Raw genomic sequence first — 14,731 nt, forward strand, 5'->3', positions numbered from 1 at the left:
GTTAAAAAAACTTAACATAAAATGTATGAAAAATAGAAAGACAATTTTTTCAGCTTCTGTTTTATTTTTTCTGGGGGCAACTTATGTTTATGGACAGGAGAAGGATACAGTGAAAACCGCTAATGTGGAAGAGGTTGTTATTCTGGGATCCCGAAGCGGAGCAAGATCTAAAGTTGACAGCCCGGTTCCTGTGGATGTATTTAATATAAAAGAATCTTCGCTGGTTCTTCCTCAAACCAATATTTCTCAGATCCTTAACGCTATAGCACCCTCATTTACCTCTACGATTCAGACCAACGCTGATGGTACGGATCATTTGGATCCTGCACAGCTCAGAGGCCTTGGTCCCGATCAGGTCCTGGTTTTGGTCAATGGTAAAAGAAGGCATACTTCGGCATTGGTTAATGTGAACGGAACTCCGGGAAGAGGAACTGTAGGTACGGATTTGAATGCTATTCCTTCTTTCGCGATCAGCCGGATTGAAGTGTTGCGGGATGGTGCTGCGGCACAATACGGATCAGATGCCATTGCAGGGGTTATTAATTTAGGGCTTAAAAGAGATACCGGAAGACTGACAGGTCAGTTTACTTACGGAGGAAATCTTACGCCGGCTGCCAATGATCATACAGGAAATTTTGACGGACAAAACTTTCAGGTAGATCTGAATTATGGTGATAAAATAGGAAAAAAGGGAGGTTTTTTCAATATTACTTGGGCTTCACAGTTTAGAAATCCAACCTATAGAGCAGGAACCGAAAGCGGGACAATTTACAATGCTTACAATGCTATTGAGAAAAGAGCATTAAATGATGGCGTGAATCTTTCTTCATTATTTACAAATATTGGTACTACTCCCAATGCTCAGCAGATCGTAAATTATATTCATCAATATGCACAGAATGTTAATTATTTCTCCCAGGATTTTCAGAATCAAATTCAGGGAGCGAATACAATTGGTGCGCTACAGGGATTGTTAGGAGCTGATGTAACCAATCAGGAGTTGGGCTACAGAGGTCTTGAAAGAAAAGATTTCAATATGCAGGTAGGCCAGTCAAAACTGAATAACCACCAGCTTTTTGCAAATATAGAGGTTCCGATTGATGATAACTGGAAAGTCTATACTTTTGGAGGTTATAGCTTCAGGCATGGTACTTCGGGAGGATTTTTCAGAAGACCTAATCAAAGCAGAACCTTTACAGGAATATACCAGGATGGTTATCTGCCGCAGATCGGAACAGGTATCCAGGACTTGTCTCTTTCAGCAGGTATAAAAGGAAACTGGGATGGCTGGAATATTGACTTCAGTAATACTTACGGACAAAACTCCTTTGATTATACTATCCAGAATACAGGTAATACTTCTTTAAGATTTGCGTCCCCCAATGAATTTAGTGCCGGAGGACTAAGATTTTCTCAAAATACGATCAATCTTGATTTTTCAAAGAAATATGATGTGTGGCAGGGAATCAACATAGCATTTGGGGCTGAGCATCGATATGAAAATTTTAAAATAACAGCAGGAGAAGAAGCTTCTTATGCAACTTATGATATTAATGGAAATGTATGGAACGGGACCACTTCCAGGCCAACCGATTTCTTTGGAAATTCACTTCCAGGAGGATCACAGGTATTTAGTGGTTTCAGACCTGAAAATGCTGTAAATAAAAACAGACAATCTGTTGCGGGATATGCAGATTTTGAATTCAATTTTACAGATTGGTTGCTGGTAGATGCTGCTGCGAGATATGAAAACTATTCGGATTTCGGATCTACTTTTAATTATAAGATCGCTTCAAGAATTAAACTTGATAAGAACTTTAATTTAAGATTTGCCGGATCTACAGGATTTAGAGCGCCATCTATCCATCAGATCTATTATAATGTAACTTCTACCTTATTTACCAATAATCAGCTTTTGGAAGTAGGAACTTTCAGCAACGACTCTAAAATAGCAGGACTATTGGGAATTCCAAAATTGAAACAGGAAACTTCCCAATCAGCTAGTATAGGATTTACGTATAAAATTCCATCAGTTAATGTAACATTTACGGCAGATGGTTATTTTACTAAAATTAAAAATAGGATTATCCTTACCGACCAGTTTACCAGATCAGCAGTTCCTCAGCCGGCAAAGGAGGCATTTGATGCTGCCGGAGTAAATGCGGGACAATTTTTTGCCAATGCAATAGATACGGAAACGAAAGGGCTGGATATTGTAATTGCTCACAATTTAAGATTTTCAGAAGTGAAGCTGGATAATAGTTTTGCAGTTAACCTGAATCAGACCAAAAAAGTAGGAAACGTTCATTCATCGGGTTTGCTGGAATCTGCAAATCTTGAAAATACATATTTCTCTGAAAAATCAAGAGTCTATCTTGAAGAAGCGGTTCCAAGAGTAAAGGCAAGTTTATCCCACAGTATTTCGTGGAAAAATGCCAGTTTCTATTTAAGAAATACGTATTTCGGAAAGGTAACCGGTGCTGATGTTTTAGATGCTAATGGAGATGGGGTTATTGCATTTGATGAACATCAGAAAATTGCAGATAAGGTAATTACTGATGTTTCCGTAGCGTATCAGTTCACAAAAAATGTAGGTTTAACGCTGGGAGTGAATAACGTTTTTGATATTTATCCAACCAAAAACCTTCCGGCATCAACCAATAACGACCAGTTTATCTACTCCCGTTCTACGTCTCAATTCGGACAGAACGGAAGGTATGTTTTTACGAGGCTTAATTTTAATTTTTAAGTAAAAAATAAAAACTAGCTGAACAAAGCAGGCAAAGGATCTTCAAAACTGATTATTCTGTGATCTGCGAGATCAAAATAAATTTCTGAATTTTGATTGGTAAAAGCAATGACAGTCATTCCTGCATTTTTGGCAGCAAGAATACCGGACTGACTGTCCTCTATTACAAAACAATGTTGAGGGTCAACTTTCAGGTTTTTTGCTGAAGTAAAATATACGGCAGGATGAGGCTTACCATGTTCTTCAAACTCAGCTGAGGTAATATGATCGAATAAATGGGCAATCTCCGCTTTATCAAGAACGGTTTGAATGATCCTGTAAGGAGAATTGGTGGCTAGGCCTATTTTGTATTGCTTTGATTTAAGATCTTCTATAAACTTTTTTATACCCGCAATAGTACAATCTTCTGTTGCGATCAGTTCAATGACCCTTGAGATGACTTGTTGTTCCACAATGTCCAATGCAATGTTATCCCAAGGGTATTTTTTATACCAGAATTCGGTAACCTCAGCAGTAGTCATCGTCTGAGTGAACTGTGTGAATTCATCAGTAATCTTTACACCCAATGAGCTGAATACTTCGGACTCCGCTTGTTTCCAGAATTTTTCACTATCGATAAGAACACCGTCCATATCAAAAATAACAGCTTTTGCAGGTTTTATTTCCATATTTTTAATTCATAGGCCGCTTCCCAAAAATGGTACTCCATCCGGGTTGACATGATAAAAGCTTCTGTCATTTTATGTCTTGTATCATCTGTAGCTTTTTCTGCGATCTTATCACAAATAGCAATTGCATGATCTACAGCAGCAGAAAATTCCTCTCCACCATAAGTATCGATCCACTTTTGATAAGGATTATTAATATTGTTCTGATATTTAAAGATAAAGTTTCCTACTTCCCTATAGATCCAGAAGCACGGCAACACTGCAGCAACTGCAACTTCAACACATTCCAGAGCAGCAGTACTCCTCAGAAAATGGATATAGTGATGACATGCAGGCTGTAAAACACCTTTATCGGTAACACCAAAATCCTTAAAATAAAATTCATGTAAAGCATTTTCGACCACGATCGCATTTTCGGCAAACCTCATAAAAGAAAGAACATCCTGGAGATCAGGGATCTTAGCAGCAATTAGCGAAAGCGTTCGTCCAAAATGTTCAAGATATAGAGAGTCCTGAGCCATGTAAAATTTAAAATTTTCAAGCGGCAAATTGCCGGCTGAAAGCTCTTTGATAAAATCCATTTGCAAAATAGACATGTATTTGTCTTCAATGGCTTGCCAGGTTTTTTCAGACCATTTCATTTTTGATCAGTTTTTGAGGGTTAAAAAAGTGATTAAGCGGGCCGTTTCCCAAACCGGTTTCTACATCTTTTCCATTTTCTATGGCTTTATAAACATATTGTTGTCCAAGAGAAACAGAATCAAATAAGGTTTTTCCCTGAGCCAGATATGCGGCTATAGCTGAAGAAAGGGTACAGCCTGAACCATGGGTATTGTGGGTTGCCAATTTGATGGTTTCAAAGGTATGGTATTGATTATTTTCATCGTAGAATAATGAGGTAATCGTTGAGGTATCCTGATGTCCGCCTTTTAAAAGAATGCTTTTGCAGCCCAGACCTTTGATCAGTTTTCCTGCTGCATAAAGGTCTTCAAGCGTTTTCACCTCCATGCTGGCTAAAATTGCTGCTTCATCCATATTAGGGGTAATCACATCTGCAATAGGGAAAAGTTTTTCTGTAATAGCGGTAATAGTCTCTTCTTCGATTAAGCGATGTCCACTTGTCGCGACCATTACCGGATCGAATACAATAGGAATCTTTTTATATTTACCGAGTGTTGAAACGATGGTTTCCACAAGCTGGGAAGTATGGACCATTCCGATTTTGATTGCATCAGGAAAAATGTCATCTAAAATAGCTTCGATCTGATCAGCTACTGCTTCTACAGGAATTGGATATATCTTTCTTACTCCCTGGGTATTCTGGACCGGTAAAGCAGTTAATACCGATGTTGAAAAGCATCCCAGGGCAGAGGCGGTTTTAATATCAGCCTGGATGCCGGCCCCTCCGCTTCCGTCGAATCCTGCTATCGTTAATACGGATGGATATTTAAATTTTTTCATTTTACAATTTCATTTTTGAGTTCATAAGCTGCTTTTTGAGGATCATCAGCACCGCATATTGCAGAAACCACGGCAATACAGTCTGCTCCCGCGTCCATAATAGCCTTGGCGTTGGTTAAGTTGACACTGCCAATAGCAACAAGGGGCTTTGAGGTGAGTTGCCTTATTTTTACTATTCCTTCCAATCCCCATTCAGTAACTGTATCTGATTTGGTAGTCGTGCGGAAGACCGGGCTGATGCCCAGATAGTCTGATGCTGCAGTCTGATCATTTTCAAGCTGACTGAGATATTCAATGGAGTAACCAATCATTTTATTGTGAATGAGTGGCTGCTCCCTCAAATAGACGGGGCTTGCATCGGTATTACCCACATGGATGCCTGCCGCGTTTACTTTTGTGGCCACTTCTACGTTGTCATTAATAATCAGTGGAATATGATGTTTTTCTGTAATTGCTATCAGTTGTCTGGCTTTTTGGAGGAATTCATCGGGGGAGCTGTTTTTCTCTCTTAGTTGTATGATATCAACGCCGCCTAGAATAGCTTGCTCTGCAACCTTTAAAAAGTCTCTTCCGGGACAATCTGCCTCAGAAATAACAAGGTAAAGCTGGTAAGGAAAAGGATGTCGATTCATTATCTTTCATACTTGAGATGACTGAGAAACTCCTCTTCGGTAATAGTATATAATTTATCAAGAAGGTTAACCTGAAGGCTTCCAGGACCTTTACTTTCCAAAACAGCCAGTTCACCTGCGATACCCATTAATGCCATTGCAGCCGCAGTTGCTTCAAAATACTTTTCGGTAACTCCTGCAAAAGCACCAATAAGGGCAGTTGCCGAGCAGCCTAATCCGGTAACTTTGGTCATTAAATGATGCCCGTTACGGATAAAGGAGGTCTGCTGTCGGTCAAGAATGATATCTGTAGCTCCGGAGATACAGACAATCGTATCGTGTTGATTGACGAGATATTGGGCGGCATTGATCGCTTCGTCACTTTTTGCTGTGCTGTCAACTCCTTTTGTAACGATTGTGTTTGCTTTAGCCAAAGCAATGATTTCTGATGCGTTACCTCTGATTACAGTCGGCCGGTATGGTAAGAGCTGATGTAAAATCTCATCACGGAAACCCGTTGCGCCGGCACCTACCGGGTCCAAAATCCACGGTTTTTTTAATGAATGGGCAGCCTTTGCGGCTATTATCATTGACTCTGCCCAATATTCATCCAGCGTACCTATGTTAATAACGACTGAATGTGCAATACTGACCATGTCATGAATTTCAGATTTTGCATGCGCCATGATAGGAGAAGCTCCCACAGCCAAAAGGGCATTGGCTGTATTATTCATCACCACGTAATTGGTAATATTGTGTACAAGGGGGGGATTGCTGTTTTACGAGCTGTACTTGTTCCCAAAGATTTTTATCCATTATTATTGATTAAATAAATAGCTTCAGGAAAAAATCCAAAACAAAAGTACATTGTAAAGAATGTCTTTTTGCTTTTCCCTACGTCGGTGTAAGCCGTATCAGGTTCAAAGGGACTCTCTCAATTCTTCTCAGAATACCCCTAAAGCATAACAAATGTAAGAAAAATATCAGATATGGCCTTATCATTAATTTGTAACCCAAACCTTTTATCTCTCTACCAGCTCCTTTACGCTTTCTCCGTAATAATCAATTTCCGATTTATTAATTTTGATAAGCTCATACCACTTTCTGAAGGCTCCTACAAATACAATAAGCATTAAGACCATCGCAACCACAGCAAGTGTTGCCAGTAAGTATTGCCCTTTGGGAATATAGATGGAGGTAACCTGGATATAACCTGCCCAGAATGTGATCCCTGCCATGAAAACACCCGGTATAGCTGCACACAAGGCATATTTGCCTCTGTTTAACCGTATGAGCATTGTTGTACAGACGATCAGTCCGCAGGCAGCAAGCAGCTGGTTGCTGATCCCGAATAATGGCCAGATACTGCTGACGTTTCCTGTAAATACGAGATATCCCCATGCAAAAGTGAAGATCAGACTGCTGATAATAATCCCCGGGGTCCAGTTTTTGTCATTGAATTTCGGAATTACAGAACCCAGCATTTCCTGCAAAAAGAAACGTCCTACTCTTGTTCCTGCGTCAATAGCCGTAAGAATAAAAACAGCTTCAAACATGATTGCAAAATTATACCAATAAGCCATTAACTGATCCATATAGGGAATCTTATTGAATATATGAGCCATTCCCACAGCCAGAGATACAGCACCTCCGGTTCTGCCATGAAGATCGATCCCGATTTTCTGTGAAAAATAATCAATATCAACTCCGTGTAAAGAAGGATGAGCAGCCAGAAATGCATCATAAGAGTCTTTCGGAGTGTTTATGGCAAAATAATCTCCGGGCATTAATGTACATGCTGCGATCAATGCCATTAGGGCAACAAATCCTTCAACAAGCATTGCTCCATATCCTACAAAAAGAATTTCCCTTTCTTTATTTAGCATTTTAGGCGTTGTTCCGGTTGCTATAACAGCGTGAAAACCCGAAATAGCACCACATGCGATAACAATGAAAATGAATGGAAGGACAGGTCCTCCGATCACGGGTCCGCCACCGTTTACAAACTGTGTAAGGGCAGGCATCTGTATCGTGGGATGGATCACAATTACTCCGATAGCAAGCATGATGATAGTTCCGATTTTCAGGTATGTCGACAGGTAATCCCTTGGGACGAGCAGCAGCCATACCGGTAGAACGGATGCCAAAAAACCATACAAAGGAATAGCTATAGAAATGGTGGTGATATCCCAGGAGAACAAATTATGCATGGTTTCATTCTGCATCAGGTTATGCCCTCCGATAATACCCGCAATAAGAAGGACTCCTCCTAGTATACTGGCAAAAGTGACACTATTTTTGCGATAGCGCATAATCAGACCCATAATGATGGCAATAGGCATTGTAATCACTACGGTAAATAATGACCATGAAGCTTCGTGCATAGCATTGATACACGCCAACGATAGTCCTGCCAGCGTAAGAATAAGAATGAATAAAATGGCAAATCCGGCTACTGTTCCGGTTGTTTTTCCAATTTCTTTAGAAGCAATGGTTGCCAGACTTTGGCCTTTATGCCTTACGGATGCGAACAAAACGACCATATCATGAACACCACCTCCCAATACACAGCCTATCAGAATCCACAATGCTCCGGGAAGGTATCCGAATTGTGCGGCAAGAACAGGCCCAACCAATGGTCCGGCAGCTGCAATTGCAGCAAAGTGATGTCCGAAAAGAACATTCTTATTGGTTGCAACATAGTCTTTACCATCCGCAAACTCCAATGCAGGAGTCGTATTTTTGTTATTAAGACGTAATACCTTATTGGCGAGAAAAATTCCATAGATGCGGTATGCTATGGCGAAAATAAGGAGCGATGTGAAAACTAAAGTTAAGGCGTTGATATTATTTAGGAAATCCATATCGTATTGATTTTTTATGAATAAATAATTAAATTTTTTGTTTAATTTATTTTGAATAATTTAAACAATGGCCAAGTTAATTATTTTGTAAATAAAAAATAAGAATATGTATACTAATCTAGCAAATTAACAAAAATTGAAAATAATTACTTATTTAATAGTCTGATAATTAATATTTTATATTGTTATCCGTTTGATTTAACTATAATTTATTGTTAGTTTAGAAGTATATTTCATTTCAACATTAATGATTGCTCGGCTTAGTCTTTCTCTGAGAAACAATAAAATCTACCATTTCATCAACAAGCTGATTAAGGTAGTTTTTATCGGTGGTTCCGAAGCCGTGAATACCATCTTCTACGATAGTCAGTTTATTTTGTACTTCATTTTCTTCAAGTTTTCGTTCCAGTAGTTTCGATTGTTTGAGAGGTACAATTTTATCCTTATTTCCTTGCAGAGTTAGGGTTGGGATTGCATGATCAGCATAGGTTACCGGTGAAAGCGTTTCAAAGTATTTGATGACTTTCTTCTTGTCTTTTTTGATGTCGTATCCTGAAATTCCTAAGATCAGTTTTCCCCTTAGATCAACAATTTTCTTTGAAAAAAGGCTGATAAAAAAGGCACCTACATTTCCCACACGGGTATGTAAAAGTTTATTAAGATCAGTAGGCCCGAAATTATTGACTACATAATTTACTTTTGCAGAATAAGATGAGAGCTCAGGTGCTCCGACGAATTCATTATCTTGCGTATAGGCAGCCAGCAATGAAAGATGCGCCCCGGCAGACGCCCCGAAAAGTCCTATATTGTTGGTGTCAAAGTGATATTTATCTGAGTTCTTTCTGACCCATCGTATAGCATCCTTAGTATCCTGGATAGGATTTGGAAAATGGATATCTTTATTCACTAAAGTATAGTTGATGCTGATTACAGTATATTCCTTTTCTACCAGCTTGAGAATAAGATTTTCTATATAGGAATCTGCGTGAATGATCTTATCACCGCCGACCCATCCCCCTCCATGGACATAAATAAGCACAGGATGTTTTTCCGCAGAGGTTGTTTTTGGGCTGTACATATCCAAAGCTATTGAACCTTCCTTATTGGTTTTATAGAAAATATCTTCTAATGAAATGGTCCTTTCTTTTAAAAGACTGCTTTTTGGAGCTTTAGGCTGAAGCTGATTCTGGGAAAAAGCGACAGGGGAAATGCTCAGAAGTAAAATAAAAAACAGGTTTACATAAAACCTGTATATTGTAATATTGCTTTTGAATGATGCCATATAATTTTTGAGAAATTGGTTATTTTACTAACTCCTCAAAAAGTTTACCAAAAGTTTTTTCAAGATCTTTGGATTTTCCGGGATGAGGCCTTGATGTTTGTATAACGGAACTTCTTACCGCTGTTAACCAGCGAAAACGCTCGGGAATATCAAGCAGGGCTATTGGTCCACCATCCTTATCTCCATTGGCAATCTTTTGAAAACTTTGCAGGTTCTGAATAATGTCTTCATAGTCAAGTTTGCTGTGCATAAGTCTGAATTTATCTGGGCATAGATAAAAATCTACACGAATGAATTTTTCTTTTTTTGAAAACATCACGAGGCCTATATTGAAAAATTCTTCTCTTTCAACCTTAGGTACCAGACGTATTACGGCATATTCGTATATTTTATCCTCTTGCATTTTTAGCTTCGTTTACAAAGATTTGTGAATTTTCTAGCCTTGTTTTCATAAATTGGAAGTACACCTCACGGATTTCTTCAGGACTTTCATCCGCATCGTTCCAGTGTAGCCAATCTTCGGGAATCAGATTTACAATTTCCCGGAATACTTTTTCATTTAAAACCTCATGTGCCCATTGATCGGCTTCATCCAGCATTTTAGCTTTGGGAAGAAGAACATGGTCTTTTACATATTTGAAAGGAGTCTTTGCCGCTGCATCAAAGTTTTGCCATGAGTGATGAAAATAAAAAGAAGCTCCGTTATCAATTACCCAGAGTTCCTTATGCCACATCAGCAGATTGGTGTTTTTATAAGTACGGTCGATGTTGGTGATGAATGCATCCAGCCATACTATTTTTGAGGCCAGTAGAGGATCGATGACTACACCCGGATCATATGTGATCGATCCGGAAAGATAGTGAAGTCCCAGATTCAGCCCTTCCGAAAATTTTAGCAAATCCTGAATTTCTTCATCAGCTTCCGTTCGTCCAAAATCTACATCCAGGTTTACAAAAACAAGCTCCGGAATTTTTAATCCCAGAACTTCTGTTATTTTTCCTCCTAAAAGTTCAGATATCAGCATTTTTACTCCGTGGCCGGCACCCCGGAACTTCAGGACATATTTAAAGTCATCATCAGCTTCTGCCAAAGCCGGAAGCGAACCACCCTCTCTTAATGGAAGGATGTAGCGCATTACCGTTACTGTTCTTAAATCCAACATACCGCAAAAATAAGATTTTACTTTGTGTTTGTTCCTATTTTTAATATTTTTAGTTGAAATTATGTCAGCCATCAAAGTGGAAGAAATATTCTTGTGATAAGATGTTCTTTTCTGGCTGATTCTTTAAGAAGTGAGTATGGAAGTTATAAAAAAAGAGAATATTGTTATTTCAAATCCTGAAACAAAGGATTTTCTTGCAGATGCTTATTATCCTGAAAGTAAACAAAAATTACCACTGGTAATTTTTGTACATGGATATAAAGGGTATAAAGATTGGGGAGCATGGGGGCTTATGGCTGAAAAAATAGCAAAAGCCGGTTTTTTCTTTGTTAAGTTTAATTCCTCCCATAACGGGACAACAACAAATGATCCTCATAACTTCGGGGATCTGGAAGCTTTCGGGCAAAATAATTATTCTAAGGAACTTTCCGATCTCGGGGCTGTTATTGATTTTTTTATTACAGATGAAAGGGTAGATGATCAAAAGGTCATTTTAATAGGACACAGCAGAGGAGGAGGCATTTCGATTATAAAAACCTCCGAAGATGAAAGAATAAACGGCTTAATTACCCTTGCAAGTGTAGATACCCTTGAGCGTTTTCCAACAGGAAATGCTTTTGAAAACTGGAAAAAAGAAGGTGTGTATTATGTTATGAATGGCAGAACAAAGCAGGAAATGCCTCATTATTTTCAGTTTTATAAAGATTTTGAAGAGAATGTGCATCGTTTCGATGTAGAAAGAGCAATGGAAATGGCAAAAGCTCATATTTTAATTATCCATGGCACAAATGATGAAAGTGTTGCTCCAAAAGAAGCGGAACATCTTCATATTTTGAACCCGAATTCTGAATTGTTTTTAATTGACAATGCGAATCATACATTCGGAGCCAAAGAACCCTGGGAAAGTCCGGATTTACCGGAAGATCTGAATAAAGCTATCGAAAAATGTATTGACTTTATTAACAATAAGATTGTACACGAATAAAAATAAAAAAGGAGTGGCATTGCCACTCCTTTTTTATTTTAGATCTTATAGATTTCATGTTTAGTCATTCTGTGTCGGCTTGGTTAAAATACTCCAGGCCTCGTTAATTTTACTTTCAAGCAGAAGTTTCTGCGCTTCCTGATGAATGTTTTCTTCAGAATGAAAACTACCGTCCGGTAAAACTTCAATGTTGGCAAGCATACCCAGGTCATTTCCTGTAAAAATTTTACTGTATCGTATTTCAATTGGAAGAAGATCAAATCCAATTCCCTTTGTTACCAATGGTTTAGGAACTTCAAAAAGACTGTTTTCATTACTTCTTGAGTACCAGTTTACTCCCAGACGGGCTACCATATCCAGTTTTTTCTGATCCAGATTGCCTTCCTCATTCAGATATTCTTCCCTTATGTGAATCTTCTGTACTTCGCAGATGATCAGATTTCCTGCTCCGCCCTGATCTCCCAGGGGGTTTATTTCGAGTACTTTACATTCAAAATTAACCGGGCATTCTTCAATCAGTTTGGGCTGTACAAGATCAGCGTCCTTCATTGTAAGGCCGGATTTGATAAACTCATTAACCCCGTCTCCGTATTCTGTTGAAGCTAAAGATATTTGTTGTACAATAGGAAAATTGACTGTTCCGATTACCACCTCTGGAACTTCTGAAACATTTTTCAACGTGTGTTTAGTGGTGTTATCACGGACTCTCCTTGAAGGTGAAAAAATCAGGATTGGTGGAACGGTACTGAACATATTGAAAAAGCTGAAAGGCGATAAATTAATAGTACCATTCTTATCAACTGTCGAAGCCAAGGCAATAGGCCTCGGTGAAACAGCGGTCTGCATTATCGTTTGTAATTGAACCGGTGTTATTTCAGATGGGATAACTGTTTTCATATTTTATAATAAGTCACTTCAGTTTTATCAATATTAATTGAAAAACTAAAGTGAACTTAATTTTACCATAATATTTTAACTTAAGTAGCTCAAACGTTTTTAACTCTTTTTATAAACTTGGAATTATTTTACCAGATACTTCCCCGAAACCTACTCTTACGCCATCTTTTTCAGCCCATGCTTTCATGGTAATGGTATCATTATCTTCAATGAATTTTCTTTCCTGGCCGTTACTTAGTTGAATAGGATTTTGGCCTCTCCATGTCAGTTCAAGCATAGATCCGAATGATTTTGGATCGCTTCCTGAAATAGTACCACTGGCATAAAGGTCACCAACTTCAAGATTACAACCGTTTACCGTGTGGTGTGCCAGTTGCTGGGTCATATTCCAGTACATGAATTTATAATTGCTTTCAGAAATTAGGTTTTCTTCTCCGTTTTCAGGCTGTAAGTATACTTCAAGGTTGATATCATAATTTTTATCACCTTCAAACTTCAGGTAGTCCAAAACTTCCGGATCCTGTACCGGTGAAGCGGTTCTGAAAGGAGCTAATGCTTCTAAAGTAACAACCCATGGAGAAATAGAAGAGCCAAAGTTTTTAGCTAAAAACGGTCCAAGCGGAACATACTCCCATGCCTGGATATCTCTTGCAGACCAGTCATTAAAAATAACCATCCCAAAAATTGCATCTTCAGCATCTTTTGTGGAAATGCTCTCGCCCATATCCGTATTTTTGTTGATAACAAAAGCCATCTCTAGTTCAAAGTCCAGTTGTTTAGAAGGGCCGAATACCGGCTTTTCTGCATCAGCAGGTTTAGTCTGGCCTTTGGGACGGTTGATATCAGTTCCTGAAATCACAATGGATGATGCTCTGCCGTGATATCCTACAGGCAAATGCTTCCAGTTGGGTAATAACGCATTGGCAGGATCACGGAACATTTTTCCTACATTGGTGGCATGTTCGATGCTGCTGTAAAAATCGGTGTAATTTGGAATATGCAGAGGCATTATCATTTTTACCTGATCCAGTTCGTAGAAAGCATCTTCTATGGTTTTCTGGTCTTTTGATAAAGTGGAGCCTTCCTGTAGTAATTCCTGGATTTTGGTACGCACGGCATTGGTAATGGGTTTCCCCAATTCAATGAATTCGTTAAGGGTATAAGCTTCGAAGACGTTATCTTCAAGTCCTTCAATATCTTCAAAATAGCCCAGATCATACAGGCTGGCAAGGTCAATGACCTGATCACCGATTCTGGTGCAGCATCCGATATATTCTTTACTGAAAACAGCTACTCCAAAAGGAATATTATGTATAGAAAAGTCTGAATTTGAGGAATACTCTACAAATGATTTCATAAGATTGTAATTTAATTAAGATTAATAAATCTGTTAAAATTTAGGTTCCAATATCTCAAGCGGCCGTAGCAGAAAAGCGATGTTTTCCAACTAAATATTCTTAAAACTCCTTGACTGGTTATCCAATGATCACCTGTCGGTTCAATATTGAGATATGAAATAAATTACCTTCTCACTACGCTCTTCGCAAATACGAGCGCCCTCAAGATATTTTGTATTATTTTTTTGAATAAGAGGCTTCGTCAATCCACCTGTCTTTAGTATTAACGTCAATCAGATATAAGATATTATCCTGTCTTGTTAATAATAAGGTTTTGGTTACCGGCATAGGAACTTTTTTCCCCTCCAGGATATTGGCTCTTAAAGAAACAATATTTTTTTTTCCTGATGATATCGCCGGTAAAAACATTAGAACTGCTTTCTCCTGTGGCTTTATCATCGAAAACTTCAACATAGGTTGCATTATTTCCTTTTATGATAATGAAATCCCTTTCCGTATGGTCGTCAAAATCTTTGATAAAGACAAATTTTTTATCATCAATATTTACATTTTCAAGATGTTGATTGATGCCTTTTCTTTCTTCAAGTCTGGTAAGAATTTCATTCAGTGTTCCATATTGAGCTTTTAGCCCTAATGCACTGAAAAATAAAATTCCGAATACAATTTTTTTCATATTAAGTGTTTAAAAAAAAG

The 14,731-nt window shown here is 38.4% G+C and carries 14 protein-coding genes and 1 riboswitch; of the genes, 2 read left to right on the forward strand and 12 right to left on the reverse strand.

What is annotated here, in order from left to right:
• The first annotated feature begins 25 nt into the window (after nucleotides 1–25).
• On the forward strand, nucleotides 26–2,749 hold the full coding sequence (locus ACJ5H0_RS18995) for a TonB-dependent receptor plug domain-containing protein (RefSeq protein WP_411251433.1): 2,724 nt from the start codon (nucleotides 26–28) through the stop codon (nucleotides 2,747–2,749).
• A gap of 14 nt (nucleotides 2,750–2,763) precedes the next feature.
• Here ACJ5H0_RS18995 and hxpB read toward each other — a convergent pair whose 3' ends face one another.
• The 9 genes from hxpB to ACJ5H0_RS19040 form a co-directional block, all read right to left on the reverse strand.
• Nucleotides 2,764–3,417 (reverse strand): hexitol phosphatase HxpB, encoded by a 654-nt coding sequence (hxpB, locus tag ACJ5H0_RS19000; protein WP_411251437.1) that lies wholly within the window; start codon nucleotides 3,415–3,417, stop codon nucleotides 2,764–2,766.
• Nucleotides 3,408–4,058 carry a thiaminase II gene (gene tenA / locus ACJ5H0_RS19005; protein ID WP_411251443.1) on the reverse strand — a complete coding sequence of 217 codons (651 nt, stop codon included), beginning with the start codon at nucleotides 4,056–4,058 and terminating at the stop codon, nucleotides 3,408–3,410. Before tenA ends, hxpB begins: the two co-directional genes overlap by 10 nt.
• On the reverse strand, nucleotides 4,045–4,878 hold the full coding sequence (gene thiD, locus ACJ5H0_RS19010) for a bifunctional hydroxymethylpyrimidine kinase/phosphomethylpyrimidine kinase (RefSeq protein ID WP_411251447.1): 834 nt from the start codon (nucleotides 4,876–4,878) through the stop codon (nucleotides 4,045–4,047). Before thiD ends, tenA begins: the two co-directional genes overlap by 14 nt.
• Nucleotides 4,875–5,510, reverse strand: coding sequence for a thiamine phosphate synthase (thiE, locus tag ACJ5H0_RS19015; protein WP_411251450.1), 636 nt, complete (start codon nucleotides 5,508–5,510; stop codon nucleotides 4,875–4,877). The genes thiD and thiE overlap by 4 nt, the downstream gene beginning before the upstream one ends.
• Nucleotides 5,510–6,223 carry a hydroxyethylthiazole kinase gene (thiM, locus tag ACJ5H0_RS19020; protein ID WP_411251452.1) on the reverse strand — a complete coding sequence of 238 codons (714 nt, stop codon included), beginning with the start codon at nucleotides 6,221–6,223 and terminating at the stop codon, nucleotides 5,510–5,512. The genes thiE and thiM overlap by 1 nt, the downstream gene beginning before the upstream one ends.
• Before the next feature lie 140 nt (nucleotides 6,224–6,363).
• Nucleotides 6,364–6,456: riboswitch (TPP riboswitch) on the reverse strand.
• A 55-nt stretch (nucleotides 6,457–6,511) separates the two neighbouring features.
• Complete coding sequence (locus ACJ5H0_RS19025; protein WP_411251455.1) at nucleotides 6,512–8,353, reverse strand: carbon starvation CstA family protein; 1,842 nt, start codon at nucleotides 8,351–8,353, stop codon at nucleotides 6,512–6,514.
• Nucleotides 8,354–8,597: 244 nt separating this feature from the next.
• Nucleotides 8,598–9,635 carry an alpha/beta hydrolase fold domain-containing protein gene (locus tag ACJ5H0_RS19030; protein WP_411251457.1) on the reverse strand — a complete coding sequence of 346 codons (1,038 nt, stop codon included), beginning with the start codon at nucleotides 9,633–9,635 and terminating at the stop codon, nucleotides 8,598–8,600.
• A gap of 19 nt (nucleotides 9,636–9,654) precedes the next feature.
• Entirely contained in the window at nucleotides 9,655–10,038 is a 384-nt protein-coding gene (locus tag ACJ5H0_RS19035; RefSeq protein ID WP_172284003.1) for a DUF3037 domain-containing protein, read from the reverse strand.
• Nucleotides 10,025–10,798 carry a HipA family kinase gene (locus ACJ5H0_RS19040; RefSeq protein WP_172284005.1) on the reverse strand — a complete coding sequence of 258 codons (774 nt, stop codon included), beginning with the start codon at nucleotides 10,796–10,798 and terminating at the stop codon, nucleotides 10,025–10,027. The genes ACJ5H0_RS19035 and ACJ5H0_RS19040 overlap by 14 nt, the downstream gene beginning before the upstream one ends.
• A 136-nt stretch (nucleotides 10,799–10,934) precedes the next feature.
• On the opposite strand from ACJ5H0_RS19040, the gene ACJ5H0_RS19045 reads away from it, so the two are divergent.
• Nucleotides 10,935–11,783 (forward strand): alpha/beta hydrolase family protein, encoded by an 849-nt coding sequence (locus ACJ5H0_RS19045; RefSeq protein ID WP_411251460.1) that lies wholly within the window; start codon nucleotides 10,935–10,937, stop codon nucleotides 11,781–11,783.
• A gap of 60 nt (nucleotides 11,784–11,843) precedes the next feature.
• On the opposite strand, the gene ACJ5H0_RS19050 is transcribed toward ACJ5H0_RS19045, so the two are convergent.
• The 3 genes from ACJ5H0_RS19050 to ACJ5H0_RS19060 form a co-directional block, all read right to left on the reverse strand.
• Nucleotides 11,844–12,680 carry a flavin reductase family protein gene (locus ACJ5H0_RS19050; protein ID WP_411251467.1) on the reverse strand — a complete coding sequence of 279 codons (837 nt, stop codon included), beginning with the start codon at nucleotides 12,678–12,680 and terminating at the stop codon, nucleotides 11,844–11,846.
• A gap of 109 nt (nucleotides 12,681–12,789) precedes the next feature.
• The gene (gene fahA / locus ACJ5H0_RS19055) at nucleotides 12,790–14,037 is read right to left on the reverse strand and encodes a fumarylacetoacetase (protein ID WP_411251469.1); all 1,248 of its coding nucleotides are present in this window, start codon (nucleotides 14,035–14,037) and stop codon (nucleotides 12,790–12,792) included.
• Nucleotides 14,038–14,324: 287 nt separating this feature from the next.
• Nucleotides 14,325–14,711, reverse strand: coding sequence for a hypothetical protein (locus tag ACJ5H0_RS19060; RefSeq protein ID WP_411251471.1), 387 nt, complete (start codon nucleotides 14,709–14,711; stop codon nucleotides 14,325–14,327).
• Nucleotides 14,712–14,731: the final 20 nt, after the last annotated feature.

Source organism: Chryseobacterium proteolyticum, from assembly GCF_046591535.1.
Classification (GTDB): domain Bacteria; phylum Bacteroidota; class Bacteroidia; order Flavobacteriales; family Weeksellaceae; genus Chryseobacterium; species Chryseobacterium proteolyticum.